The sequence below is a fragment of the Spirosoma fluminis genome (genome assembly GCF_054778895.1).
The window spans coordinates 156,809-182,809 of sequence record NZ_BAAGZD010000019.1; the positions used below are offsets into that span (position 1 = coordinate 156,809).

Below are 26,001 nucleotides of genomic sequence, written 5' to 3' on the forward strand. Positions count from 1 at the left end.
CTGTCGAAACTTTATCGCCCTGAATGCGTAGACAAACTCCCCTGATTAACAAAAATTACCCTGTAAGGAACTCACTACCTCCCAGTCTAATCAATCAAGTAATTTAACTTTTGTAAAAGCTATCGGGCAGGATCGTACCGGGCGGCATCGATAATCGACCAAAGGTGGATAATCCATCCCATCAGAATGAACCACAGGACGCCCGCCAGGACAAACTGAACAATGGCCATGAGTAGCCGTCCCTGTAACAGCTGACCTAATCCCGGAATGAAGAAACTACAAAGAGCCGCTAATACGTTGCCACCTGATCCCTGACCTGCCATTGTGCTGTTTTTTCAATAAAATTCGCTTTCCCTGATTGGTTTGCCAATCAATTTTTGATGTATGCCGGTCTGAGCGTACTAACGGTCAAACTAATTGATAGCAGTCGATAACGTAATTCATTGCCTGTAAATCTGACGTACTGAACTACTATTTACAGGCTCGCCGTTTACAAACACATACAATCAAAAAAGCCCCGGCACTTATGTAGTGGACCGGAGCTTCTTATCAGTTGACTGTGCTGTCGATTACAATCCTAATACTTTCTTGTTGAAGCTTTCATCGGCACCGGTTCCGGCAAAGTCGTCGAACGCGCGTTCGGTGACCCGAATGATGTGCTGTTCGATGAACGGTGCCCCTTCAGCCGCCCCCTGTTCAGGGTGCTTCAAGGCGCATTCCCACTCCAACACGGCCCAGCGGTCGTAGTCATACTGAGCCAGTTTAGAGAAGATGCCCGAGAAATCAACCTGACCATCGCCCAGCGAACGGAAGCGGCCCGCGCGTTCAACCCAGCCCTGATACCCACCGTACACGCCTTGTTTGCCCGTTGGGTTAAACTCAGCATCTTTCACGTGGTACGCATAGATCCGCTCGTGGTAGAAGTCGATGAATTGCAGATAATCAAGTTGCTGCAACACAAAGTGACTGGGGTCATAGTTAATGCCCGCCCGTGGGTGGTTGTTCGTGTGCTCCAGGAACATCTCGAACGTAATGCCGTCGTGCAGGTCCTCACCGGGGTGCAGTTCGTACGCTAGGTCAATGCCTGCTTCGTCGTAAGCATTCAGAATAGGCAACCAGCGGTCGGCCAGTTCTTTGAAACCCGTTTCGACCAGACCCGCCGGACGTTGCGGCCAGGGATAAATGAACGGCCACAGCAAGGCACCCGAAAACGTAGGGCTAGCCTGTAAGCCAAGATTTTTGCTGGCTTTAGCGGTCATGATCAGTTGGTCGGTAGCCCACGCCTGCTGCTCTTTTGGCTTACCCGCCAGTTCGGCCGGGCCGAAGCCGTCGAACATCGAACCGTAAGCCGGATGAACGGCTACAAGCTGCCCTTGCAAGTGTGTAGCCAGTTCGGTAATTTCTACGCCGATGTCGGCGAGCTTGCCTTTAAACTCATCGCAGTACGTCTGACTTTCTGAAGCCTGCTTCAGGTCAATCATACGCGGGTCCCAGGTTGGAATCTGGATGCCTTTATAACCGAGGTCGGCCATGTATTTGGCAATCGTATCGAGCGAATTGAAAGGGGCTTGGTCACCCAAAAACTGCGCCAAAAATATGGCCGGGCCTTTCATTGTCTTCATAATTCTGTAGTTGGGTTTGAAGGAGTTGAGCCGGAATAAACCAGCAGACACCCTTTTTTATCATTTGCTATAAAAAGCGATAATATCACTAGCTTGATCAATAAAGAGAGATACAACCGCTTGGTTGCTCAAATAACCCGTACGTAGCCAAATGATCTTGGGTGGGAATCCTTTAACGGAACATATGGCTGGAGTATCTTTATCGAAAGTCACAACTGTATAATTGTTCTGTAAAGCGTACTCCCAAATCTGATAATCGTTGGCGTTGTAAAGTCCACATTCCCGAACGCCTATAACCTCCGAGAACATGGTCTTCAACTGTTTTACCACACGAAACGAGATATTTTGATCAAGCAACAGTCGCATCACGCAGCGATTAGCATTGTACCGTTATCACGATCGGCAGCAAACAGTAACGCGGCTTGAATATCTTCACGGGTCAGCTCGGGAAAATCATCAATAATTTCTTCTACTGTTCTCCCGCCACCTAACCATCCTAAGATATCACCAACGGTAATCCGCATTCCACGAATACAGGGCTTACCTCCGCGCTTGCCAGGTTCAATTGTAATAATATTGTTGTACTTGGCTTGATACTGCATGACTTATACTAAATTAATAGTCCTGATCAAATAACATGTTTACACATCCACCCATGCCTGCTGGCGGTTGCTTTCCAGGATCTTCTCGCAGATAAGCAACTCGCGGTAGCCGTCGGCGAAGGTTGGGAACGTTGGGTTCTCGGGCTGTTTTCCGGCCGCGATGGCGTCGTAAACTTCCTTGAACAGCTGCTTCGACGTGTCGGGGAAACCTTCGTTATGACCGCCGGGAAACGAAATGACCGAGCGAGCTTCGGGATGAACCAGAGCCGGATCGCGCATGAACGATTCGTTAGCACCGTCGCGGTTACCGATCCACATCTCGTTGGGGGCCTCCGAGTTCCACGCAAATGTTTTCTTCGATCCGGCAATCTCCAGTTTCATCTGGTTCTTGCGTCCGGCCGACACCTGCGACACTGTAATCACACCCCGGTTGCCATTATCGAACTTGAGCAGTACGTTGGCGTGATCTTCGGTATTGATAGGGACGTCGGCATAATCTTCCGGTTGCAGCATCTTGCCCGAATAGGTTTCAACGGGCTTCAATGGCTTCTTCCGTACTTTATGAATCGTGTTGAAGTCAGCCATAACCGCTACTGTCTTCAGACCTGTGATGTACTCCAGGCTATCCATCAGGTGCGAACCAATGTCGGCAATAGCCCGTGAATCGCCCGATTTGTCAGGTTCCAGACGCCAGTTGTAATCAGTATCGTAGAACAGCCAGTCCTGCAAATAGGAGCCGATTACAGAGTACACCTCGCCCAGATCGTCTTTCTCCCGCATGGCCTTCATCTGACGGACCAGCGGATAGTAACGCAGGTTGAAATGCACCGCGTTGACAAGGCCCGTCTGAGCCGCCAGTTCCACAAGTTCTTTCGCTTCGTGGAGGTCTTTGGCCAGCGGTTTTTCGCAGACGACGTGTTTGCCCGCCAGTAAAGCCGCTTTCGACTGTTCGTAGTGCAGAAAGTTTGGCGTACAAATGTGTACAACCTGGATATCATCCTGTTTGAGCAGCTCATCAAACGTATACGACCGTTCGATACCTAACTGATCCGCTTTCTGACGAGCCAGTTCAGCGGTTACTTCGCAGAGTGCGACTACGTTCGTATTGGGTAGGCGACGCAGGGCTTCGATGTGCGCAGGTCCGATGAATCCGGTGCCAACAACACCGACATTGATTTTTTGCATGAGGGTTAAAGAGCGAAAGAGTGAATGAGTGAATGAGTGTGGAGCCGTTTCAATTTCTTTCGCTCTTTCACTCTTTGTCTCTTTCACTCTTTGTTTCAGTCGCTCACTGTTTTGCGGGATTTAGTTAAAATTCTTAATAATCAATATGAAAATTAATGTTTCGAGTCTTTGAGAATGTATCGCATCGCTCTATCACCGCTCCGGCGGCCCGGTCTTTCGCTCATTCACTCTTTAAATTTCGTCCACTTGGTAGAGTCATCCTGGCTTGAGGCAATAACGGTTTCGATAAACGCCAGTCCACGAACGCCATCTTTAGCCGTCGGAAAGTCATAGACAGGATCAGGCTCCTGACCATTTGCGCGGGCACGGATCGCAAAGGCAAAATTGCGGTAGATATTAGCGAACGCTTCAAAGAACCCTTCGGGGTGGCCGGATGGAAGGCGAATGTGAGCCTTGGCCGCAGCCGAATTTTCGCCAACGTTCGGCCGGATGATCCGCTGACCTTCCTGCGTTTTGTATTTCAACGTATTCGGCTCCATCTGATGCCACTCCAACCCACCCAGTTCGCCATAGACAAAGATTTTCAGGGCGTTTTCTTCACCATTACTGATTTGACTGGCATGCAGTACCCCTTTGGCTCCTCCTTCAAACCGAAGTAATACGTTTCCATCATCGTCGAGCTGGCGACCGGGCACGAACGTACTCAAGTCGGCACAAAGCTCACTGATTTTAAGTCCCGTAACGTACTCAGCCAGGTTTTCGGCGTGGGTGCCGATATCGCCCATGCATCCGGCAGCACCCGACTTGGCCGGATCAGTCCGCCAGATGGCCTGTTTGTAGTTGTTGTCCTCTTCTTTTTTGGAGAGCCAGCCCTGCGGGTACTCAACGACCACCTTCCGAATGGCTCCCAGCTTGCCGTTACGTATCATGTCACGCGCTTCTTTCACCATCGGGTAGCCCGTGTAGTTGTGAGTCAGCGCAAACACCAGTCCCGACTTTTCGACGATTTCAGTCAGCTCTTTTGCCTCCTGCAGATTCAGCGTCATCGGCTTGTCGCAGATGACATGAAAGCCGTTTTCAAGCGCCATCTTGGCCGGTGGAAAGTGCAGGTGATTGGGTGTAACGATCGATACAAAATCCATACGTTGGCCTTCGGGCAGGGCTTTCTCCCGCTCAATCATCTCTTCAAACGACGTGTAAACGCGGTCTTCCGGCAGATAAAGGCTATGGCCGGTAGCTTTGGATTTTTCGGGCGACGAGCTAAAAACACCACAGACCAGTTCGATTTCACCATCAAAATTAGCGGCCCGGCGATGAACTGCCCCAATAAACGCTTCGAGGCTTCCCCCTACCTGGCCCATTCGCAATTTTCTATGCATTGTGCTTTGAGTTGAGTGTTTGTTAACGATACTTACAGTTGACTATGAACGACTTGGTACTCCAGAAATTGAACCAGCGTTGCCCTAAAGCGAATTTAACGTAGCAAACCCAGAAAGTCCAACCGGCCAGACGCCCTAATGTCAAGAACAATGCTGGCGGAACCTACTCTAAATTTTGCGGCCGGAAATTAGCGGTTTTACTTTTTTTTCGGAAATTTTGCACAAATACGACGTATAAACGGGGAGTTTTAGCCCGCCTATCGTCTTTTGTTCGTTGAACTAACTATAACCACTAAATCCCTTTTGCAGAAATGAACCCAACCGTTAATCCTTCGCGGCTGTTCTTGGCTAGCTGTCTTGCCATTATCACCACGGCCTTCTCCTTCAGCATCCGGGCGGGCATCCTGCCCCAGTTAGGCACTGAATTTGGTTTAACTGCTGAGCAATTAGGCTTTATCAACTCGATGTTCTTTTTTGGCTTCCCTATTTCGATGGTGATTGGTGGTATCGTATACCATACCGTGGGGCCCAAAATCATTATGCAGGTTGCCGTCGTTGCCCATACATTGGGAATTTTGCTGACCATCTACGCGGGTGGATATACCGGTCTGCTGTTCTCGACGTTCTTCATCGGCTTTGGGAACGGTTGTACCGAAGCCGCCTGTAACCCGATGATTGCGGACATGTATTCCAGCAATAAGCTGAACAAAATGCTGGGCCGTTTCCACATGTGGTTTCCGGGCGGGATCGTTATCGGCAGCCTGATCTCTAAGTTTATGACCGATGCCGGTTTCTCCTGGCAGGCTCAGATTTGGGTGCTTATGCTGCCGACGGTAGTGTATGCGTTCCTGTTCTTAGGTCAGGCTTTCCCAAGACCAAAAGTAGAAGGTGTTACGTCGCTGGCGAAAAACTTCCAGGCGATGCTAACTCCTTTATATATTGTCCTGTTCTGCTGCATGGCGCTGACCGCCATTACTGAATTTGGTCCTAACCAATGGGTAGCCGTAGTATTGAGCAGCAGTGGAGCCGATGCCATGCTGGTGTTAGCGTTGACGTTCGGCGTCATGACGCTGGGTCGACTGTTCACGGGTCCGGTTGTTGATCGGCTGGGTCAGACGGGCGTATTGCTGGGCGGAGCCGTTCTGGCGGCAATCGGTATTTACATGTTTAGTACTGTTACGGGTCCGATCGCTTATCTGGCCGCCGTTATATTTGGTCTGGGCGTATGCTTCAACTGGCCGACTATGATTGGTTTTGTGGCGCAGCGGGTGCCATTAAGCGGTGCCTTAGGCATGTCGATTATTGGTGGAGTAGGAATGTTGTCTACATCAATTTTTCAGCCGATCATTGGCCGGTGGATTGATTCCGATCATGCCGAAGCTTCAGCTAAAGGTCTAACCGGATCAGCGCTGGAATTAGCTGCTGGTCAGGCTACGCTGTCGACCATGATGACCTTCCCGATTATCCTGATTGTTGCGTTCACCGCGCTATGGTTCTGGGCAGGTAATCAGAAATCATCAGGCCACGTCGATGAAACACTAGTAGCCGAACAGCCACAACTCTAGTTCCTTACGACTAAACCCTGTTAACGAAAATTCCCCATCTCGGAGGAGATGGGGAATTTTCGTTAACAGCCTCTTTAAAACCACTGCCTTTTAACGTTCCTAGTAGTTCATGGCTTGATACGGCGTATTCCAGAGCCTGTAGCTTCGCCGTTGCCGAATTAACCGCTCACTAAAAACCAGTAGACGCGCTGCTGCATTACATCCCTTCGGCCGGATAAATCGCTAACTTTCAGTATAGCTTACTCTGAACGGCCATGAAGCGCGTCTACTTGTATTCTCTCCTGCCAGCCTTTTTACTGGTGATAATGATTGAGCAGTTAACTGTCCCCGACAATCGATATTTTTCAGATCGTCCGGCTAGTTACTCCGTTTCAGCTATTCCAGTTTGCGGTGTAACTCACGTAGGCAATATTCCCGCTACGTTGCTGCGGCAGCCGGTTGCGCTTCGGTCAGGTATTGGTCAGTTCCCAACGCCTACCTCCGCAAAAAGTGATAAAGCTCAGGCGTATTTCGAACAAGGTATGGGGTATCTGCACGGTTATGCCCTCATTGAAGCGGCCCGTTCGTTTCACGAAGCACTACGTAATGATTCAACGCTGGCCATGGCATACGTTGGGTTGAGTCGGGTGTACATGGAACTAGACGACAAGCCAGCCGCCAGAAAAGCTGCGGAAAGGGCCAAGACGTTGTCGGCTTATGGGTCTGATCGGGAAAAAGCCCACATTGACCTGCGATTTTCTCAGCTAAAAGCGGTCGACTCGCTCAGCAATCAAAAGCTGTTGAACGAGTACCGCTCGGCAGTTAACCGAGCGGTCAGGCGATTCCCGCAGGATATGGAATTGTGGCTGATGGCTGGTAACGCCTATGAACGTCTGGCATCCGGCCGAGGTCAGGGATCATCTTCAGCCAGCATCGCCATTTATGAAAAAGTGTTACAGGCTTATCCCAATCATCCATCGGCGCATCATTTTCTGGTCCATGCCTACGAGGGTATGATGGATTATAGCAAAGCGCGTGAACACGGCGAAGTATACGCCCGGCTGGCTCCGAACCTGGCCCACTCGCTGCACATGTACGCCCATGACCTAATGAAAACCGGCGATGTGGATGAAGCGATTGTGCAGATGAAGCGGACCGATGCCATTGAACGGAACCTCTACAAATCGGACCAGTACGAGTCGATGTACGACTGGCATCACATTCATAACATTTCGTTACTGGCCCTCAGCTACCAGTACCAAGGCCGGTTAAAGGAAGCAGAGGAACTGGTTAAGGAGCGCTTCGAGACCAGACGTCCGACGAATCCGCAGCAAACCTTTTACAATAAGATGGGCTACCCGGCCTTACTCATCACTCAAAACCGCGATGCCGAAGTCATTCCGATTGCTGGTGAGCTGATAAAAGCCAGCACACCCGGCGAACGCGTCATTGGTAATTGCCTGATGGGTTTAGTACAACTGCGAAAAAACCAGATTAATCAGGCGCGTCTGTCACTAAAAGTGGCAAAAAGCGAATTAAATGAGGCTATGAACGGCGACGCCGACAATAGAGAATGGCTTAACGCCTGGCTCGCTCCGCAGCCTAAATTCTTAGCGGCCCTGATCGCACTCTCCGACCCTGCCGAGCGCGAAACAGGCATAGCGCAGGTACGTTTGTTTCAGGCAGGTGCCCGTGAGCAATTTGGCCCTGACCCCTGGATTGAAGCCTTGTTTCAACTGGAGACAATTGCCCAGGTCGCCTGCCAGCTAAAATTAACCGACTTCGCGGAGGAGTCGGCCAACGTACTGGCGGAACACGACCCCGCTTATCCCGGCACGCACTACGTGCTGGCGCGTGTTGCCAGCCTGAAAGGCGACGCAGCTACGGCCGACCGCGAACAGAAACTCGCCCGGCAGGGCTGGGCGAAGGCCGATCGGGCATTTCTGGCTCAGAATTTTGAAAAATAAGAGCCTGACTTTTCTGAAAACGGTTGCCGGTTTATTTACGCAGCATCAACTCAGAGACGGGCTTAAAAGCTAATCAAATCCGATAGGTTTATCAGAATCTCGGAAAACACTGCTGGTTTTGTACGCAGGCGAAAGCCGGTTGCTTAGGGAGATTAATTTTATTAGCCAGCTCCATACTGTACCAGCTCAAGCCGGTAGATATACCCTGAACGTAGCGCCCTGACCCGGCTGACTGCTGGCGGTAATCGCTCCGCCGTGATTAGTCACAACCTTTTCACAGATGGCCAATCCAATGCCCGTACCCTCATACGCACTTCGGCCATGCAGCCGCTGAAAGACCTCAAACATGCGGTCCAGGTACTTCTCATGGAACCCGATGCCGTTATCGGCCACTTCAATTAAATGATACCGACTTGCTTTCCGGAAGGGTTTGATGCCCGCAGGCAGGTCTTCAGCCGATACCCGTTTGGCGCTTACTTCAATCAGAGGGGGCACTCCCTCCCGCCGAAACTTCAAGGCATTGCTCAGCAGATTCTGAAACAGCTGACCCAGTTGCAGGCTATCCCCCATCACCGTTGGCAGCGGCTCAACGACAACCTGGGCACCCGTCTCTTCGATAATTAAATCCAGATCGCCCAGAACCGTTCGCACAATTGGCTCCAGCGAGACCAGTTCACGACGCTCCTGCTGCGTTGATATGCGGGAGTAATTGAGCAGATCTTTGATCAACGTCGACATACGGCTGGCCGCCGACTGCATCCGATCCAGGTAGTTGATGTTCTCGTCAAATGCGTCGCCATGCCGTTTCTTCAGCAAATCGCCAAAGGATTGAATTTTACGTAGGGGCTCCTGCAAATCATGCGACGCTACGTAAGCAAAGCGCTGTAGGTTCTCATTCGAGCGCTGCAAGAGCTCGTTGGATTCGGAAAGCTCCTCCAACGTAGCGGCCAGCTCTTCATTAATAGCCGCATATTCTTCATTGGTCGCCATCAGTTCCTCGTTGGTGGCGGCTAGCTCCTGGGTACGCTCCCGAACCTGACGTTCAAGCTCCCGCTGCAACTGCCGTTGCCGGGTAACGTCCTGAGCCGTTCCTACCAGCTTATAGACTTCACCCTGTTCGTTAACGAGAACTTTCCCACGGGCGTGAATCACTCGCTCCTCGCCCGTAACATATCCCGAGAGCCTATATTCTGCATCATAGATACCTTCCGAACCGGGCCGCAGTGCTTCCTGAATGGCCGCTACTACCTTTGGTTGATCATCAGGATGAATGGGAGTAAGCAGTTGGGGATAGTCAACCGACAACTGATTATAACCTAGCCAGGCTTTGATGGTATCCGAATAATGAAGCTGGCCCGTCGCTACGTCCAGTTCCCATGTACCCAGTTGAGCCAACTCGATGGCCCCCTGCAGGTTAGCCTGCGCTTCTTCCAGTTGCTGGCGGGCTACCACCTGCGCGGTCACTTCGCTCGCCGTTACAATAACCCCATACCGTTCACCGGCGGAGTTACTCAGGGCTTTGTATATGTACTGAAAATAACCCGTGTAGGGCTTCCCAAACCGGATCAGGTTGAGTTTTTCTTCGGGCTTCGTAAACGTCTCTCCTGTACTAAGCACATGGCGCAGGCGATCCATGAGTGGGGTGTCGATCCATTCAGGCATCGCTTTCATAAATGGTTTACCCACGATGGACGCATCACGACCCAGTATTTGCAGCATGTTCTGATTAATCCGCTCAATGACCATGTCCTCGCCCACAAACACCACTTTGGCTATAGGTGAATGGTCAATAATGCTGCGGGAGAACCACTCGCTTTCTTCCAGCTGGTGGTGCGCCTTGACCTGACCGGTAACATCGACAGCCATATTTAAAATGGCGTACACTTCCCCGGCTTCGTTACGTAACGGCTTGTAGGTAAAGTCAAAGTAATACGTATCCAGCACGCCGTCCACGACCAGATCAGCGCGCATACCCTGCGCGATATAGGGCTCACCCGTAGTAAACACCTGATCCAGAATAGCAAAAAAAGGCTGGCTTTCGAGTTCGGGTAAGGCCTCAGCCAAAGACTTGCCAACGACCGATGGTCCTTTACCCCACAGGCCGATCATCACCTCATTCGCCAGCTCGATGCGCAGTTCACGGCCCACAAATAAGCCAGTGGCCACGGGAGCTTCCTCAACCAGCGAACGAAACCGGGCCTCGCTTTGTCGCACAGTCTCTTCGGCTAGGCTGCGCTGGGTAATATCCTGCAAGGTGCCATTGAAGCGGTAGGCCCGCTGCTCCTCCGTAAACCAGGCCCGGCCTTTAGCCCGAACTCGTCGTGGCTGGCGCGTGTGGGGGTGAACAATAGTGTATTCGGTATCATAGCGTCCGCCCGATGCGTAGTCAAGCGCCTGCTCAATTAAGGCGGACACCCGCTGCTGATCTTCGGCGGCTATTACGTTTACAGCCTGCGAAAGCAATACCTCGTCGTCAGGTCTTAAGCCAAACCATTCTTTCAGGCGAGCGTTGGCCCGGAATTTACCCGAACTGGGGTTCAAATCCCAGGTACCCAGTTCGGTGGCTTCAATGGCAAAGGCGAGCTCCTCATTGCTTTCGGCTAATTGCTTCTGGCTTTCAACCGCCTGGGTGGTCTCGGTACAGGTTACTAAAACACCTTGTATTACCCCCTCATCGTCGGTGAGCGCACTAAAGCTATACGTCCAGTAGGCATATCCCATCCGACCATCCCGATAGATGGGCAACTTCTGATCTTCAAACCAGACCGCTTCTCCGCCCGCCAGAATGCTGTTAATCATTGGCCCGATAACCGGCCACGATTCGGCCCAGCTTTGATGAGCAGGCTGGCCTAACGAAGAAGGGTGTTTACCATTACTGCCCAGACTGGGCCGGAAGGCATCATTGTAGAAGGTAATCAGATCCGCTCCCCAGAAAACCACCATGGGAAACCGGGACCTGAGCATCATACTGATCACCGTACGCAGACTCAGAGACCATTCCTCAAAGCCGCCAAGAGCGGTTGCAGACCAGTCGTAATGGCGGGTTAGCTCAGCCATCTCTCCTCCTCCGTTCAGGAAGGACGAGCTAGTAGTATCAGTAGGTTTCAAGCAATTGGTTACGTAAGATGAGCGCAAGTTATAGATAAACAAAACAAGGGGCTTATCGGATGCACGAGAACCTCATTTATACGTACCGCTACCGTGCCCTACCCGCTTGCAGATCTGCTAGCCTGCACTCCTTTATAAGATTCATGTTCGATAAACACCTACCCCCTTGGCCTATTTATACCGATAACTAACTCATCATCAATACACTAATACAAGCCAGACATCCAAACGCAGGCCTCATCCCCGATTCGGTTTGATTCAACGGATCTGAGTTCTGATTTCCGAAAGGAAATTCACAGATTGAGGTGATTTCCCGGTTAATATTGAATTCAATCTGCTTTTGTGCATTGCTGACGGCTATGAGACGCCCCTCTATCCGAACGGGTATAAGTCAGTTCGTAAGCGGTACCTCCAAATACGCGATAAACCCTTAATTTCCGGCATGAAAAAGCTGTTCCTTGTCCTCTGTGTTACGTTTCCCCTTATCGCTTCCGCGCAACGGCAGCCTGCTTTTGTTGCGGATAGCCTCGATGCCTATGTTAAGCGGGGCATGACCGAGTGGCAGATACCCGGTTTGGCCATTGCCATTGTTAAAGACGGAAAAGTTGTCGTCTCCAAAGGATTCGGCGTTCGAGAAGTCGGGAAAAATGAGCCGGTTGACGAGACTACGTTGTTCTTCATTGCCTCGAACTCGAAACTGTTCACCGGCTCGGCCATGGCGAAACTCGAAGACGAGAAAAAGCTATCTCTGAACGATAAAGTGACGAAATACCTGCCCGATTATAAACTGTACGACCCGGCCGCTACGCAACTGGTTACCCTGCGCGACCTGCTCTGCCATCGACTGGGTACGAAAACGTTTCAGGGCGACTTCACCTTCTGGGACTCGAACCTACCCCGTACCGAAATCATTCGGCGAATGCGGCTCTTAAAACCCACGGGCGAATTTCGGCAGGATTACGGCTACTGCAACTCCGGGTTTGTCACAGCGGGCGAAGTCCTGCAAAAAGTAACCGGACAACCCTGGGAGCAATACGTCGAAAGCAGCTTCATAAAGCCGCTGGGTATGACCAATACGTATATGCTAACGGCTGGGGCCGAGAACCGCCCTAACATCGCCCGACCGTATACGACCAGCTTCGGCAGCCTGAAACGCATTCCGTATGATAATATCGATAACCTGGCTCCGGCCGGCAGTATGGTATCATGCGTGAAAGACCTGAGCAGGTGGCTCATGATGCAGCTGAACAGCGGACGCTTCGGTGGTAAGCCCATACTTCCCTGGTCGGTGGTTCAGAAAACGCGTGACGCCAATACGTTGCTCGGCAGCCGCAAATCGGGCGCGTTTCCGACGCATGTGCGGACCTATGGCTTAGGGGTATTGATGACTGATTACAACGGGCGTCAGGTCTATTGGCACACGGGTGGCGCGTTTGGCTTCGTGACCAATACCTGCTTCGTACCCGAAGAAAAACTGGCCATTACCATCCTGACCAACCAGGACAATCAAAGTTTCTTTGAAGCCCTGCGTTACCAGATTCTGGATGCGTATTTGGGCGTTCCTTACACCGACCGCAGCCGGTTGTTTCTGACCGGTGCCAAACAGGACGACCAAAAGCAGCAGCAGGAGCTGGAAGCAATGGCCGACCGGGTTGCCAGACGTACTAAACCCGAGTTGCCGCTGACAGCTTATACCGGTACGTATCAGAACGAACTATACGGAACCATTTCTATCAGGCCCGATGGGACCGGTTTGAAGGTAACGTTCCAGAATCACCCCAACCTCTCCGCCCAGCTCGATTACATGGACGACAACACGTTCCGAATGACGTATTCCAATCAGGCGTTTGGCGTATTTCCGACCAAATTTGATGTGGCTGGTAAAACGGTGAAAAGCGTAGTAATTAAAGCCAGCGATTTTGTGGAGTACGACCCGTACCTGTTCACAAAGACGGTACGTAGTGAATAGGCTCTTTAGGACGTAACGAGCGCCTGGAGCGCCCGGAGGTGTTGTTCCTTACCCGGCTGGCGGCTGGCAATGGAACTGGCTGTCCAGTAGCTGTGACCCTCCAGAAACTTAATCTGCGTCTGGTTCCAGGTGGCTTCATCGGCGATAACTCCTCGAGCAAACAATTCGTCATACAATGAGCGGGCAATAGGCGTAAAATCGTCGCGGCCCAGGTAGTCAAGATCAGCATCGCACAGGACTTGTTCGAGCTTGGTCTGCGGAAACTGGGGAACGCGGGTAGCCATAATCATACCGCAGATAACATCAATCTGCGCCGGAGTATAGTTAAAGCGCGGTAAGACGTCCCGCACATACTGGCAGCCCCATTCTTCGTGGCCATTATACGTAGCAATGAAGCCAATGTCGTGAAAAAGGGCGGCAGTTCTGAGCAGATCAAGTGATTCGGCATCCGTAATTTGTTCAGCCTGCGCAATTCGACTGGCCGCTTCCACTACGTCGAGTACGTGATGAAGCCCGTGGTAAAACAGCGTTGGCGAAAGCCCGGCGGCTAACGTCGACAAGGCAAACTGCTCGGCTTCCGCAACGTTCATAACTCAATCGATTACAACTAAATGGTATCGACTAAGTACGAAAAGAAAGTTTGTTTTATCAAAATCGGCCTCAAAAAAGACGATCTGCACAACGGTTTGTTATGCAATGCCTTATTCCAATAAACAGCGTGTGGCCTTATAGAGCTATTACGATTCCATAAGGCCACACGTCAACAGAATGCCCTCTTAATCCTTCTTGAAATCAGCCAGGGTACCGCGAACTGTCGTGTTCATCTGACTATTACTGAACATGGGGTTATCGTCCTTACTGACGAGCTTACTCTTGAGTGTAACCAGAAAAGGAGTATCCTTCTTGTCGAACAGCATTTTAGGCACAAGACCCAACGTTTTGCCCGGCTTCATCGTGACCGGAAATACGACGGACGTTGTTCCCTGCGCTTTAATCAGCACTGGTTCCGGCTGGTCGCCTTCGGCAATTAGCTTGCCATCGATTGAGACGGTGTAATGCGTATCGGTGAAGGAGAACGGAAATTTGTTCTCATTGGTGATGTTCACTTTGGCGGCTACATCGGTCTGCTTCAGGCCAAGTTTGCCGAAGTCAATATCGTCGATTTTCACTTTCGGGACGTAGAAAGTAGGTAGCCGCTTCTCGAACGTCTGGGTAAACGTCCGGTCCCCAAGAATCGGTACGTCGAGGTCGAAGGCGGCCCGAACGCCATAGGTAGTGCTGTCAATATCCTTTCGATCAAGCGTTTTCAGGACTGTATTTAGCTGCTTGATATATAGCTTGGCCGGTATTGTTATCAACGTACTGTCGCCCGATTTGACTTCAATTGCCTTGTCATACGACTCTTCCATAATAGGCGTTTTGGCCATATACACCGTATACCGGAGTCGATTGGCCTTGAACCCAACCGGCAGCGGATTGTCGATCAGCATTTTCAGGTTCATGGTAACCACATCGTCGTCAATGTTGGTAATTTCTATGGTGCTCATTTCCAGCCGGGGCTTGAGCGTATCGTCATACGCCCCGCCTTCAGCAGCTGCGTTACTTTTCAGTCGGTTATACCAGACATAAGCCCCTATGGCACCCAGTACCAGCAGCCCAAGTGCAATGATCCATCCCTTTTTCATACCGTTGTTGTGTCGTGATAAGTAACCATAACAGTTGCTGGTAGACGACTGTTTTTAGTTATGAGGTAACAGTACCTCCAGTGCAACCGGCTTATTTCAGCGTATCGTTAAACCTTTCCAGCCAGGCTTAACCTATATGATAATTAATCCGATGCGTTTAACAACCGAAAATCATGCGGACTTCCCTGCTTTTTATTTTCCTGCTTATCGCCAGCTGCCGACGGCCATCGAAACAACTGGCTGCTACGTTAACGCCCATCGCCGAAAAATCGACGGCGGCTTCCGTTGCCGATTATACCCGTTTCCTTAAAGCAGGCGATGAACTGGTGGCGCATGGCGAAGGCCCCAACTGGATGCTGACCATTAACCCCGGCAAAAATGAGCTTCAGTTTAAATCGGGCAGCGAAGAACCGATCAATACGTCGGTACCTGAACGAATAACCGATTCCGACGGCTCGTTTTACTTCGATATACCGGTCAAAGCGGAACGAATGAAAATTACGTTTGCCCCCGACAGCTGCATTGACAAACGGTCGGGTCAGCGGCTGGATTACCGGGTTCAGGTTGACGTTCGGGCAAAACATTACGTTGGCTGTGGCGTGTCGCTGCGGCAACTGGCCTTGTTGCAGGATATCTGGGTATTAACTGACTTCAAAGGCAAACGCATCGCGGTTCACAGTGGACAAGGCGAAGCACCCCGTCTGGAAATCCGGCTCACCGAAGGTCAGGTTACCGGCACAACCGGATGCAACCGGCTTACGGGCCGGATTCAGGCCGACAGCCGCCGGGTTTTGTTTGGTCCGCTCATCACAACAAAGATGGCCTGTGCGGGCGACGTAGGTACTCTGGAGGGGGATCTGCTGAGTGCGCTGAATGAGCCGCTATCCTACCGCATCGGCGACGCACGGCTGACCTTGCTGCGGGGTAATGAAGCCGTCATGGCATTCAAAAAGGTCGACTAATCCAAGCAGAGACCGGCTGAGCTATTTGGGATTTACCGGATCAGCATTCCACCAGAACACGGGTACGTACCGTTGTCGACAACTGATGGGCTCTAAACTTCGCTTTGCCTCTGTTTTTCCCGGCGAACCGGCACTGACGGATTATAAAGCTTCGCCACAGGTCTATTTAGAAGAATTATTGTTTCGGATAGACTAGCTTTTTTGCTACATTTGTTTCTTGTTTAATGCCTATCGCGCATTAAAATAAGTCAACGTTTTTTGCGCAACCTGTAAGCTTAATTTCTCGTTCCCATGAAACAATTCATGCTTCCCACTCGTCCTCTTTTACTGGCGGGTGTGTTGGCCGTATCTACGCTCGGTACAACCTGGGCGCAGACGCCTGCGAAGCGGGCTGTAGCCGCTAAGTCCGCTACAACTCAGTCAGCAGCAACAAAAGGCGAACCCACTGCCCTTAATCGGGTGCTGGTGTTCTCTAAAACAAAAGGGTTCCGGCACGCATCAATTCCGGTCGGTCGACGCGCAATCATGAAGTTAGGCCAGGAGAACGGCTTTGCGGTTGACACGACAGAGGACGCATCTAAGTTTACGGAAGATAATCTGAAGCGTTACGGGGCCGTAATCTGGCTGAGTACCACCGGCAACGTACTGGACGACGCGCAGCAGGCCGCTTTTGAGCGCTACATTCAGGCCGGAGGAGGTTTCGTTGGTGTGCACGCAGCCGCCGACACCGAATACGACTGGCCGTGGTATAACCAGTTGGTAGGCGCTTACTTCCTGCACCACCCGAAACAGCAGAACGTAGACATTAAGGTGCTGGATAAAAGCCACCCCTCTACCCAAATGCTGCCCGATGTCTGGAAACGCTTCGATGAGCTATACAGCTACAAAAGCATCGTTAAAGACATCAAAGTCCTGGCAAAATTAGACGAAAGCACCTACGAGGGCGGCAAAAACGGCGACAATCACCCGTTCATCTGGTACCGCGAATTCGACGGCGGTAAGTCGTTCTATACGGGCGGAGGCCACACCGACGAGTCGTACAGCGAACCGCTCTTTATGCAGCACCTGCTGGGCGGTATCAAGTCGGTGATGGCGAAAGACCTGAAGTATAGCCAGGCTAAAACGCAGGCTTTCCCCGAGGAGAACCGCTTCATGAAGAATGTTCTGATGGAGAAACTCGATGAGCCGACAGAACTGGTTGTGCTGGATAACGGTAAAGTCTTGTTTACCGAGCGCAAAGGTGCCGTTAAGATGTACGATACGAATACCAAAACCAGTAAAGTGGTGGCGAACGTACCGGTACACTTTGACCGCGAATACGGCCTGATGGGGCTTAACGTCGACCCGAAATTCAATGAGAATAAATGGGTATATCTGTATTATTCAGCCGTTAAGCCCGATTCGAACAACCGGCTGGTGCGGGTCAAGTGGGACGATGCCAAAAACGAACTGCTGCTGAATACCGAACAACTCCTGCTGACGGTAACCGAAAATCGGACGTACGACAAAGACGACTGCTGCCATACAGGAGGTTCAATTGCCTGGGATAAGCAAGGTAACCTGTACTTGTCCACTGGCGATAACACCAATCCGTTCTTCTCCAAAGGTTTTTCGCCGAGCGACGACCGGAAGGAGCGGAAGAAGTTTAACGCATTATTGTCTGCCAGTAATACGAACAATCTACGGGGTAAAATCCTGCGGATCAAGCCACGTACTGACAGCGGTTACGATATTCCGGATGGTAACCTGTTCCCAAAAGGTACGCCAAACGCCCGGCCTGAAATCTACGTAATGGGTAACAGAAACCCATACCGTATTTCTGTTGACCAACGTACTGGCTTTCTGTACTGGGGAGAAGTAGGGCCCGACGCTGGCGAGAACAGCGACAAATATGGTCCTCGTGGTCACGACGAAATGAACCAGGCACGGAAAGCTGGCTATTTTGGCTGGCCTTTGTTTGTCGCTGATAACAAGCCGTATCGTCAGTTCAATTTTGCCGACAGTACGTCTGGTCCATACAATGATCCAGCGAAGCCCATCAACTATTCTGCCCATAACACGGGGTTGAAGGAGCTTCCACCAGCGCAAAAAGCGTTTATTTATTACCCATACGCTGACTCGCCTGAGTTTGGTGAGATTGTGGGTAAAGGTGGCCGTAATGCTATGGGCGGACCGGTTTATTACTACGACGATTACGCGGACAGCCCGGTGAAATTCCCACGTCATTACGATGGTAAGTTTTTTGCCTACGAATGGATGCGTGGCTGGATAAACCCAGTGACGATGAACGAAAACGGCGATTTCGTGAAGATGGAGAAGTTCATGCCGAACACCAAGTTTGACCACCCCATGGACATGCAGTTTGCCAAAGACGGCTCACTCTGGATGCTCGAATACGGTACCAACTGGTTTGCGCAGAACGACGACGCCCGGCTCGTTCATATTACGTACAATGCTGGTAACCGTCAGCCAATTGCTGCAGCCAGCGCGAATAAAGTGGTTGGAGCGGCTCCACTCACCGTGGCTTTCTCCAGCAAGGGAACGATGGATTACGACGGAGACGCCATCAAATATGAATGGACCTTTGGTAAAGGAATGCCAAAGAGCACGCAGGCGAACCCAACCATTACGTTTAGCAAGCCCGGCATCTATCAGCCTACGCTGAAAGTAACGGACGCCAGCGGAAACGTATCGACGAAGACGATGGAGATCAAAGTCGGTAACGACGCGCCAAAAGTTGAGGTAGCGATTAAAGGCAACAAAACCTTCTATTTCGACAACAAGCCAATTGATTACGAAGTAAAAGTAGCTGACAAGGAAGATGGTACGCTGGCAGCTGGAAAAATCAGTCCCGAAGATGTTACCGTGACGGTTAACTACCTCGAAGGCTTCGATAAGGCGATGCTGGCCCAGGGTCACCAGATCAACACGGGCTTCGCCACCGGCCGACGGCTGATCGAGCTGAGCGATTGCAAAGCCTGCCACAGCATCGACAAGAAATCGGTTGGGCCTGCTTACGTAGCAGTAGCGGAGCGCTACGCCAAAGAACGCCGGGCGTCTATTGTGAACCAACTGGCCAAGAAAGTTATCGCGGGTGGTGGTGGCAACTGGGGAGAGCAGGCGATGAGCGCTCACCCACAGTTGAAAGAAGACGAAGCCAAAGAGATGGTGAGCTACATTTTGTCGCTGGGCGATAAGAAGAAAATCGACAAGCAGCCCCTCAAAGGCACGTACGTAGCGAAACCAAAAGAAAAAGACGGTTCGTACATTTTCACCGCCAGCTATACAGATAAAGGCAGTTCGGTTATTGGTCCGCAGACTGGTTCGAACACCATCGCGCTACGTTCCTCGACCGTGAAAGCCGTTACAGCGGATGTTAAGCAGGACATTTATCAGGCAGACATTCCAAAACTTGGCGCAGCCGCCATTGGACTCAAATCAGGCAGCTATCTGGCCTTCAACGATCTGGATCTGACCGGAATTCAAAGCATAGCGGCCAATGCATTCAGCGCCGACGACCGCACGGCGGGTGGTAAGCTCGAAGCTCGTCTGGATTCCCCAACGGGAACACTATTGGGTGAAGCCGACGTAAAGCAAGGCTCATCCGGACTGGTTACGATACCTTTCCGGCAGTCAGCCAGCGGTATGCACAAAGTATATTTTGTCTTCGTCAATCCTGGTGCGGGTCAAAAGCCACTCTTCGCCGTCGACAAGCTTCAGTTTATGGCTCAGGGAGCCTCTGCCAGTTCAGGCAGCAGCACTGGTCAGGGCAAATAAATTGTCTTTATCAATACGTAAAAAGCCCCGGCAGTCATGTCGGGGCTTTTTACGTATTGATAAAGTTATACCGACCGGCAAACAGTCTGACTAACGTAATTTACGCTCTAGCCGTTAGCCAGTTACAATCAAAACTCGGATACGTATCCAGACTGTGGACGTTTTGGGCTAGTTAGTAGATTATTATCTGATCCGCTATCTTCTCCGTTCTTGCTGGTAAAAATTTGGGCGATTTTCTTCAAAATGACGTTCACGCCAAACGCATCAAACATCCAACGAGCCCAGCTGGCTAGCACTTGAAATATATCCATTGCTTCAAAGTTGATTATAGAACAACAAGAGAAAGGAACCACATTGTTTGCATTAAGCCTAAAAAGTCTGCTGTTTACTCTAATTCTACGTAGCCTGTCCTCTATCAATATCGAATAGCCCAGTAGGGGTTACGATGAGCCGTCATACTTTCGGCAATGTGCTGCCTAATCAGGGCGTCATAGGCAGCATCATCAATCTTCCTGCCTTTTAATTTGGGTAGCTTAAGATCATCGGGTGTCAGTTTTCGGAAGGCGACTCCGGTTGCCTCAATCACTACGTCATCGTTCAGGCTTAGTTCCATGATCAGGCCCGGCAGACCGTTGTAACGTTCCGGTCCGGCAGGTACCGGAATATCCTGCGCAAACCAAGCCGTAATTTTTTGCTTCTTAATCGGGTCTTCCGTTTCCGCCTTCATGCAGATGTAGCCAGCGACTTCCTTGATCTGATTGCCAATTTTCCAGACTGGTGTATGCAGCGAATCGTCGATGACGTACGTTTTCCCCAACATTTCCATAATGTCGATCTTTTTGTCTTTCTCAAAATTCCGGTACAGCTTCAGTTCTGAATTACGCCACGAATAACTCCCATCGTCTGTTTCGCCCGATTCACTGGCGTAGGTGTACAAGCTTTCGTTGGGGTTAAACGCCAGCTTCATCTTCTCGGCGTTATTTTCCTCCTCGTAATTCTTCCAGGTTTGGGCCGCCCGGTCTTTCTCTTCCTGGCTCAGGAAGGTCATCCGGCTAATGATTTTAATCCAGTGCGTTCGGCGCTTATAGGACACGACGCCTTCGGTGTTCTGAGCGATGGCGGTTGTACCGACCAACCATCCGCTAATGAATAATAGTAATACCGATCTCATGAATACGTGAATTAGTATAGACCTGAATGCTTCGTTGAAACGAATGAACAATTAATAACCTTCCCGGCGCATGTTCGCTTTTACCCCGCGCATGTTGTACGAGAAGCTCAGCAAGAAGTAGCGTGCCAACGTTGATACACGCTCATCCTGTACGTAGTTCTGACCCGCGTATTGCGTTACGTTTATATTCCGGTTCAGCAGATCAACGGCCGACAGGCGTATCTCGGCTTTTTTGGCTTTGCCCAGAATGCGATAGGCGGAAGCATTCCAGAGTGGAATTCGCTGGTCGAAGCCAAACCGATCGTTTTTGTACACTCTGTAATTAAGACTCGTACTGATGTAAAAATCGTGGGGGAGTTTCAGGTTCATATCCCCACTGAAGTTGTTATTGATGATCGTCTGGTTCTGACCCGAGTTGATGGAATAGCGCGTATTGCTAACGCCGATGTTGGCATTCCCGTAGAACGTAAACCACTCGGTCGGCGTCAGGTCCAGCCGCGTACCGACGTTCACGTTCTGGTTATTCGTTACGTTCAGGACGTTGTTGACATTGGTTAGGTTACGGCCAAAATTCAGGTTAGTATTCAGGTTGAGTGTAACCTTGGTTTTCTTGATCGGAAACCCAAAACTGGCATACGAACCCACGTTACGCCCGCCCGTCAGGTTTTCCGGGCGCGTCCGGGTAATGAGCGTTTGCGGATCAACGAACTGGCTGTACACAATCTGATTGACGTAGTACGTACCGTAAATATTCGCGAAGAAGTTCGTAAAGCTACCTGGATTGAAATAGCTGAATCCCATGTTCAGATTGTGCTGCAACTCGGGGAGCAGATTCGGATTTCCTTCGTTGATAAACAGCGGATTCGTATTGTTGATAATGGGCTGGAGATCCCGCGAGGATGGAATGCGTACGTTGACATCGTACCCACCGTACAGGTATTTGTTATTTTTCATGTCGTAGTTCAAGGACACATTGGGAATAAAGGCGGTGAACGTACGGTTAATGAAATTGAACGCCGTTGAGGTCTGGTCGGCCGCGTATCGCCCATCAAGCGTAAACTGTTGCCCCGCCAAACCCGCCGACAGATTCAGCCCTTTGTAGGAGTACCGAACGCTGCTGCCAAGCCGATTAAACAGATAGTTGTTTTTGTAATACCGGCTGAGCGAATCGTTACGTACCCGGCTTACGTCACCCACATTGAACACATCGCGGTCGACCTCATCGTAGCGCAGGCTGAAATTGTAAAAGCTTTCCCAGAAAAATTTCTTGGCAAACGGCTCTACATACAGCAGACTGGCTTTGTATTCATTGCGAAGGCTATTCGTACCCTGATCCTGCCGAATAACCCGCAGCTGATCGTTCACGTTGGTGGCTTCCAGAAATTCGTTACGGGCGTTCAAGGCCAGGCTGGCATCGTTGGTATTAATCTGGTACGACGCGCTGGCTGCGAATGATCGACCTTTCTTTTTAAATTTCAGCCGGTAAATAAGCGAGTTAGCCGAGCCGAACTGCTGCGAGTTGTTGCGATTGTCCGTTGTATTCCGGGTAGACGGTACTTCAGCGGCCGTGGACCCGGTACCCGCGCTCCGAAACAGATTCTGCCGCGTGAACAGACTGGCATTGCCGTTGTTTAGCCGACTATTGTTCACAAACACAAGCGTATTCAACGAATCGAGTGCCTTCTCAAACCGCAGGCTAACGCGGTGATTGCCGTTGAAATTAACCTGATTGCTGGTTTCTTCGGTACGAAACGATCCGCTTTGCAAAAAATTCCGGCGGTTACGTAACGCATCGAGTTCCAGGCGGGTCTGGCTGTAGTAATAACTTGTGCTCAGCTTCGTTTTCTTCGTATCATAGTTGTAGTTCGCCCCGGCCGCTACGTTGTTGGAGAACCCCCTTCCGGCCCGGCCATCAACCGGAATACCCAGGCTTTCGTCGTCATCGTTGCCGAAGTAAATAAACCGCCCACCACTACTGAAGCCAAAGTCGGCGTTGTCGTTCCAGTTGAACGAATTACTGCCTCTAAAATCCTGATAGTCGTTGAACGATAGGCCCTGCTGGTTGGTATTGTTCCCCAACCCAATCAGCGAAAGCTGCTGCTTGGAATCAAACTTGTTGTAGTTCCCCTTTACTTCCATGCGAGCGGGCAGGTTGTTGGACGCTGGTCCGGCCGAAGCGGTAATCTTGCCAAAACCACCTTTTTTAAACTCCTCCTTTAGTTCGAGATTAACCGTTTTCTCTTTTTTGCCATCTTCAACACCCGTCAGCTTGGCCTGCTCGGTTTTGTCGTTATAGACCTGCACCTTCGTAATAGCTTCAGCCTGCAAGTTCTTGGTAGCCAGCTTCGGATCGTTGCCAAAGAAGTTTTTACCGTCTACGGTTACCTTCTTCACCTCCTGCCCCTGCGCCCGAATGTTGCCGTCCTGATCGACCTGAACGCCGGGCAGTTTACGTAATAAATCTTCGACAGTAGAGCCGGGTGGCACCTTAAACGAACTGGCGTTGTACTCAATCGTATCGCCTTTGATTGTCAGGGGAGCTTTCGCTGTTTTGACCACCACTTCGAATAGCTCTTTCGTAATTGGCTTCAGTTTCAGCTCGCCGAGGTTTACCGCAGCCTCTCCATTGGGGCTTATCACCTGATTGTAAGGGATAAACCCAACGAAGGAAATCTTCAACAGATACGTACCGGCTTTCAGATTTTTGAACGTAAAGGCACCTTTGTCATCCGCCCGTCCAAAATTGACCAGCGATGAATCTTTCGGATTGAGCAGCATCACCGTCGACGATGCCAGTGGAGCGGCTGACGTATCGACTACCCGCCCCTGTAACGTAAAGCGGGTGGGTGCCGATGGACTTTGGGCAAAGAGCGCAGCCGTCAGCAGACTTAGTACGACGACTAAGAAAAGGTTTTTCATGAAAAGAGAAGGTTTAGGTAATGGATGATTAAGGGCAAAACTACAGGCAAAACGATTGCACGATACCTGATTAACGATTTTTAACTAAAAATATAGTAGTTATTTTCGTAAGTGGATTAACTCACTGATTTAAAGGCTTATTTACTTTTTAATCATTGCACACATACAGACAGAGAGTCTTTTTTGTCTCAAATTCCACAAGCGTTTACCGACTATTTATTTTAAGGAAGTCCAGCTTCGCCGTTACCTCTTTTTTAGTACATTTTAATAAACCGACATAAATACATAGAGTTGATAGGTTGACAATACGATGTCGACTTAAACACAACGTTTCAACTATGAAAAAGACAATGGCAATGCTGTCGGTGGCCTTACTGCTGGCAGGCTCGGTAATGGCCCAGCAAGGAGGCAGTAGCAGCAGTAACCGGAGTACCGGGAATTCCGGCCGGTCGGGCAGCAGTTCAACAACAGGTTCCGGCTCAACCGGTTCATCGACTTCCGGTTCAACCATGAATTCCGGATCGTCGGGGTCCGGCTCCATGCGCAGCGGCTCCGGCTCGACAGGCAGTACGTCGGGCTCAAAAGCGATGCACAATGGCTCATCAAAAACAGGCACAATGAAACGGTCCGGAAACGGCTCAACGTCAAACGGTTCCTCATCGGGCAGTGGCTCCTCAGGTTCTGGTTCTACGAGCAACCCACCCCGGTAGTCGCCTACATACACATACCAACAAACCCCACTAACTGTCTAGTTGGTGGGGTTTGCTGTTGAGATCGTTACCCGTTTCAGCCGAGACGAATTGGATTAATCCTTGCTTTCCAATACGTTACGTATGGCCTGAGCTTTCAGCAAACACTCTTCCCATTCCTGAGCAGGATCGGCATCATACGTAATGGCGCTGCCTACCGAAAACGATGCGTACCGGCTCGTGGCATTGTACAGTAACGACCGGATCACCACGTTAAAGTCGAAATCACCGGCTGGCGTTACGTAACCAATGGTACCTGAATAAAGCCCCCGGCGGCTCACCTCCAGCTCATCGATTAACTCCATCGCCCGAATCTTAGGAGCGCCGGTCATGCTGCCCATTGGAAACGCGTGACGAATGGCATCTGCCCACGTCACCCCCGAACGTAGTGTAGCCGACACCGTCGAGATCATCTGGTACACCTGCCGAAAGCCATAGATGCCAAACAATTCGTCGACCTGCACCGAACCCGTTTTGGCGCTCCGGGCCAGGTCGTTACGCATCAGATCGACGATCATCAAATTTTCGGCCCGCTCCTTTTCCGACCGGAGCAACTGCTCCCGAAGCTGTTGATCTTCGGCCGGGGTCAGTCCCCGCCGGGCGGTGCCTTTAATGGGCTGCGCAATAAGTCTTGGGCCTTCTTTCTTAAGAAAGCGCTCCGGCGAAGCGCCTAGTACGTACCGGTCGCCTACCTTCAGAAACGACGAAAAAGGCATGGGCGACTGCTCGGTTAAAGCGTAATATGTGGCCAGAGGATCTAACTGAGCCTGCTCTACAAAGAATTCGATGCAGTAATTCAACTCATACACATCGCCCTCCCGAATGTGCTCCTGGATGCGCCGGACAGCAGTCTGATACGCTTCGGGCGACACCCGGCATTGCACCAACTGCGGCTTCAGGACGGGCGGGGTTTTGATGGGTTCCGTGTTATTGATCGCTTCAAGAACGGCCTCTACGTCGCCTTCGCCGTGAATACATACAGCTCCGTCTTCAAACTCAATTACCCAGGCTGGTTCTACAAAATAAGCTTCGGGAAAGCCCAGCCGGTCGGGGTTACGACTGCTCAGGTGTTCGAGCCGGTTCTTTACGTCATAGGCCAGGTAGCCAACCAGATAGGACGGCTGCTGTTGATGAACCTTGTACAATTCCCGGAATAAATCTTCATTTGAAAACGAAACAACCCGTTTCGCCCCGACAAATAATCGGTCTGGAAACGGGTTGTCTGGGTACTGAATGCCGTTGTTCGCTAGAAAAGCGACGAATCCGGCGTCATCGGCTTGCCGGGCAACGGCCCAGGCCAGCGCCCGCCAACGCCAGGTGTCACTATTGGGGATTGAAACGCGTCGGCTACTCATCGAACCA

18 protein-coding genes are annotated in these 26,001 nt (G+C 50.9%); 5 read left to right on the top strand and 13 right to left on the bottom strand.

Annotated elements, in window-relative coordinates:
- Nucleotides 1–119: 119 nt before the first annotated feature.
- From ACYVBJ_RS19635 to ACYVBJ_RS19660, 6 genes are all read right to left on the bottom strand, one after another.
- Nucleotides 120–323, bottom strand: coding sequence for a hypothetical protein (locus ACYVBJ_RS19635; protein ID WP_460984007.1), 204 nt, complete (start codon nucleotides 321–323; stop codon nucleotides 120–122).
- 246 nt (nucleotides 324–569) lie between these two features.
- The gene (locus ACYVBJ_RS19640) at nucleotides 570–1,622 is read right to left on the bottom strand and encodes a sugar phosphate isomerase/epimerase family protein (RefSeq protein ID WP_460984008.1); all 1,053 of its coding nucleotides are present in this window, start codon (nucleotides 1,620–1,622) and stop codon (nucleotides 570–572) included.
- A gap of 60 nt (nucleotides 1,623–1,682) precedes the next feature.
- Nucleotides 1,683–1,988, bottom strand: coding sequence for a DUF5615 family PIN-like protein (locus ACYVBJ_RS19645; protein WP_460984009.1), 306 nt, complete (start codon nucleotides 1,986–1,988; stop codon nucleotides 1,683–1,685).
- The gene (locus ACYVBJ_RS19650) at nucleotides 1,988–2,224 is read right to left on the bottom strand and encodes a DUF433 domain-containing protein (protein ID WP_460984010.1); all 237 of its coding nucleotides are present in this window, start codon (nucleotides 2,222–2,224) and stop codon (nucleotides 1,988–1,990) included. Before ACYVBJ_RS19650 ends, ACYVBJ_RS19645 begins: the two co-directional genes overlap by 1 nt.
- Nucleotides 2,225–2,263: 39 nt before the next feature.
- A complete protein-coding gene (locus tag ACYVBJ_RS19655) occupies nucleotides 2,264–3,409 on the bottom strand; it encodes a Gfo/Idh/MocA family protein (RefSeq protein WP_460984011.1) in 1,146 nt (381 codons plus the stop codon).
- A 224-nt stretch (nucleotides 3,410–3,633) separates the two neighbouring features.
- Nucleotides 3,634–4,770 carry a Gfo/Idh/MocA family protein gene (locus ACYVBJ_RS19660; RefSeq protein WP_460984154.1) on the bottom strand — a complete coding sequence of 379 codons (1,137 nt, stop codon included), beginning with the start codon at nucleotides 4,768–4,770 and terminating at the stop codon, nucleotides 3,634–3,636.
- A gap of 329 nt (nucleotides 4,771–5,099) precedes the next feature.
- On the opposite strand from ACYVBJ_RS19660, the gene ACYVBJ_RS19665 reads away from it, so the two are divergent.
- Together ACYVBJ_RS19665 and ACYVBJ_RS19670 are read left to right on the top strand one after the other, a co-directional pair.
- A complete protein-coding gene (locus ACYVBJ_RS19665; RefSeq protein ID WP_460984012.1) occupies nucleotides 5,100–6,353 on the top strand; it encodes an MFS transporter in 1,254 nt (417 codons plus the stop codon).
- A gap of 254 nt (nucleotides 6,354–6,607) precedes the next feature.
- Nucleotides 6,608–8,299, top strand: coding sequence for a hypothetical protein (locus tag ACYVBJ_RS19670; RefSeq protein WP_460984013.1), 1,692 nt, complete (start codon nucleotides 6,608–6,610; stop codon nucleotides 8,297–8,299).
- Nucleotides 8,300–8,485: 186 nt separating this feature from the next.
- On the opposite strand, the gene ACYVBJ_RS19675 is transcribed toward ACYVBJ_RS19670, so the two are convergent.
- Nucleotides 8,486–11,407, bottom strand: coding sequence for a PAS domain-containing protein (locus ACYVBJ_RS19675; protein ID WP_460984014.1), 2,922 nt, complete (start codon nucleotides 11,405–11,407; stop codon nucleotides 8,486–8,488).
- Nucleotides 11,408–11,849: 442 nt separating this feature from the next.
- Here ACYVBJ_RS19675 and ACYVBJ_RS19680 point away from each other — a divergent pair, with 442 nt between their 5' ends.
- Nucleotides 11,850–13,376 carry a serine hydrolase gene (locus ACYVBJ_RS19680; protein ID WP_460984015.1) on the top strand — a complete coding sequence of 509 codons (1,527 nt, stop codon included), beginning with the start codon at nucleotides 11,850–11,852 and terminating at the stop codon, nucleotides 13,374–13,376.
- A 5-nt stretch (nucleotides 13,377–13,381) separates the two neighbouring features.
- Here ACYVBJ_RS19680 and ACYVBJ_RS19685 read toward each other — a convergent pair whose 3' ends face one another.
- Together ACYVBJ_RS19685 and ACYVBJ_RS19690 are read right to left on the bottom strand one after the other, a co-directional pair.
- On the bottom strand, nucleotides 13,382–13,966 hold the full coding sequence (locus tag ACYVBJ_RS19685) for an HD domain-containing protein (RefSeq protein ID WP_460984016.1): 585 nt from the start codon (nucleotides 13,964–13,966) through the stop codon (nucleotides 13,382–13,384).
- A 186-nt stretch (nucleotides 13,967–14,152) separates the two neighbouring features.
- Nucleotides 14,153–15,061 carry an LEA/WHy family protein gene (locus ACYVBJ_RS19690; RefSeq protein ID WP_460984017.1) on the bottom strand — a complete coding sequence of 303 codons (909 nt, stop codon included), beginning with the start codon at nucleotides 15,059–15,061 and terminating at the stop codon, nucleotides 14,153–14,155.
- A gap of 173 nt (nucleotides 15,062–15,234) precedes the next feature.
- On the opposite strand from ACYVBJ_RS19690, the gene ACYVBJ_RS19695 reads away from it, so the two are divergent.
- The gene (locus ACYVBJ_RS19695) at nucleotides 15,235–16,023 is read left to right on the top strand and encodes an META domain-containing protein (RefSeq protein ID WP_460984018.1); all 789 of its coding nucleotides are present in this window, start codon (nucleotides 15,235–15,237) and stop codon (nucleotides 16,021–16,023) included.
- Nucleotides 16,024–16,314: 291 nt separating this feature from the next.
- Nucleotides 16,315–19,800 carry a ThuA domain-containing protein gene (locus ACYVBJ_RS19700; protein ID WP_460984019.1) on the top strand — a complete coding sequence of 1,162 codons (3,486 nt, stop codon included), beginning with the start codon at nucleotides 16,315–16,317 and terminating at the stop codon, nucleotides 19,798–19,800.
- Nucleotides 19,801–20,215: 415 nt separating this feature from the next.
- Here ACYVBJ_RS19700 and ACYVBJ_RS19705 read toward each other — a convergent pair whose 3' ends face one another.
- From ACYVBJ_RS19705 to ACYVBJ_RS19720, 4 genes are all read right to left on the bottom strand, one after another.
- Complete coding sequence (locus ACYVBJ_RS19705; protein WP_460984020.1) at nucleotides 20,216–20,971, bottom strand: GLPGLI family protein; 756 nt, start codon at nucleotides 20,969–20,971, stop codon at nucleotides 20,216–20,218.
- A 51-nt stretch (nucleotides 20,972–21,022) separates the two neighbouring features.
- The gene (locus tag ACYVBJ_RS19710; RefSeq protein ID WP_460984021.1) at nucleotides 21,023–23,890 is read right to left on the bottom strand and encodes a TonB-dependent receptor domain-containing protein; all 2,868 of its coding nucleotides are present in this window, start codon (nucleotides 23,888–23,890) and stop codon (nucleotides 21,023–21,025) included.
- Nucleotides 23,891–24,095: 205 nt separating this feature from the next.
- The gene (locus ACYVBJ_RS19715; RefSeq protein WP_460984022.1) at nucleotides 24,096–24,587 is read right to left on the bottom strand and encodes a hypothetical protein; all 492 of its coding nucleotides are present in this window, start codon (nucleotides 24,585–24,587) and stop codon (nucleotides 24,096–24,098) included.
- 108 nt (nucleotides 24,588–24,695) lie between these two features.
- Entirely contained in the window at nucleotides 24,696–25,994 is a 1,299-nt protein-coding gene (locus ACYVBJ_RS19720; RefSeq protein WP_460984023.1) for an anthranilate synthase component I family protein, read from the bottom strand.
- Between the last annotated feature and the right edge of the window lie 7 nt (nucleotides 25,995–26,001).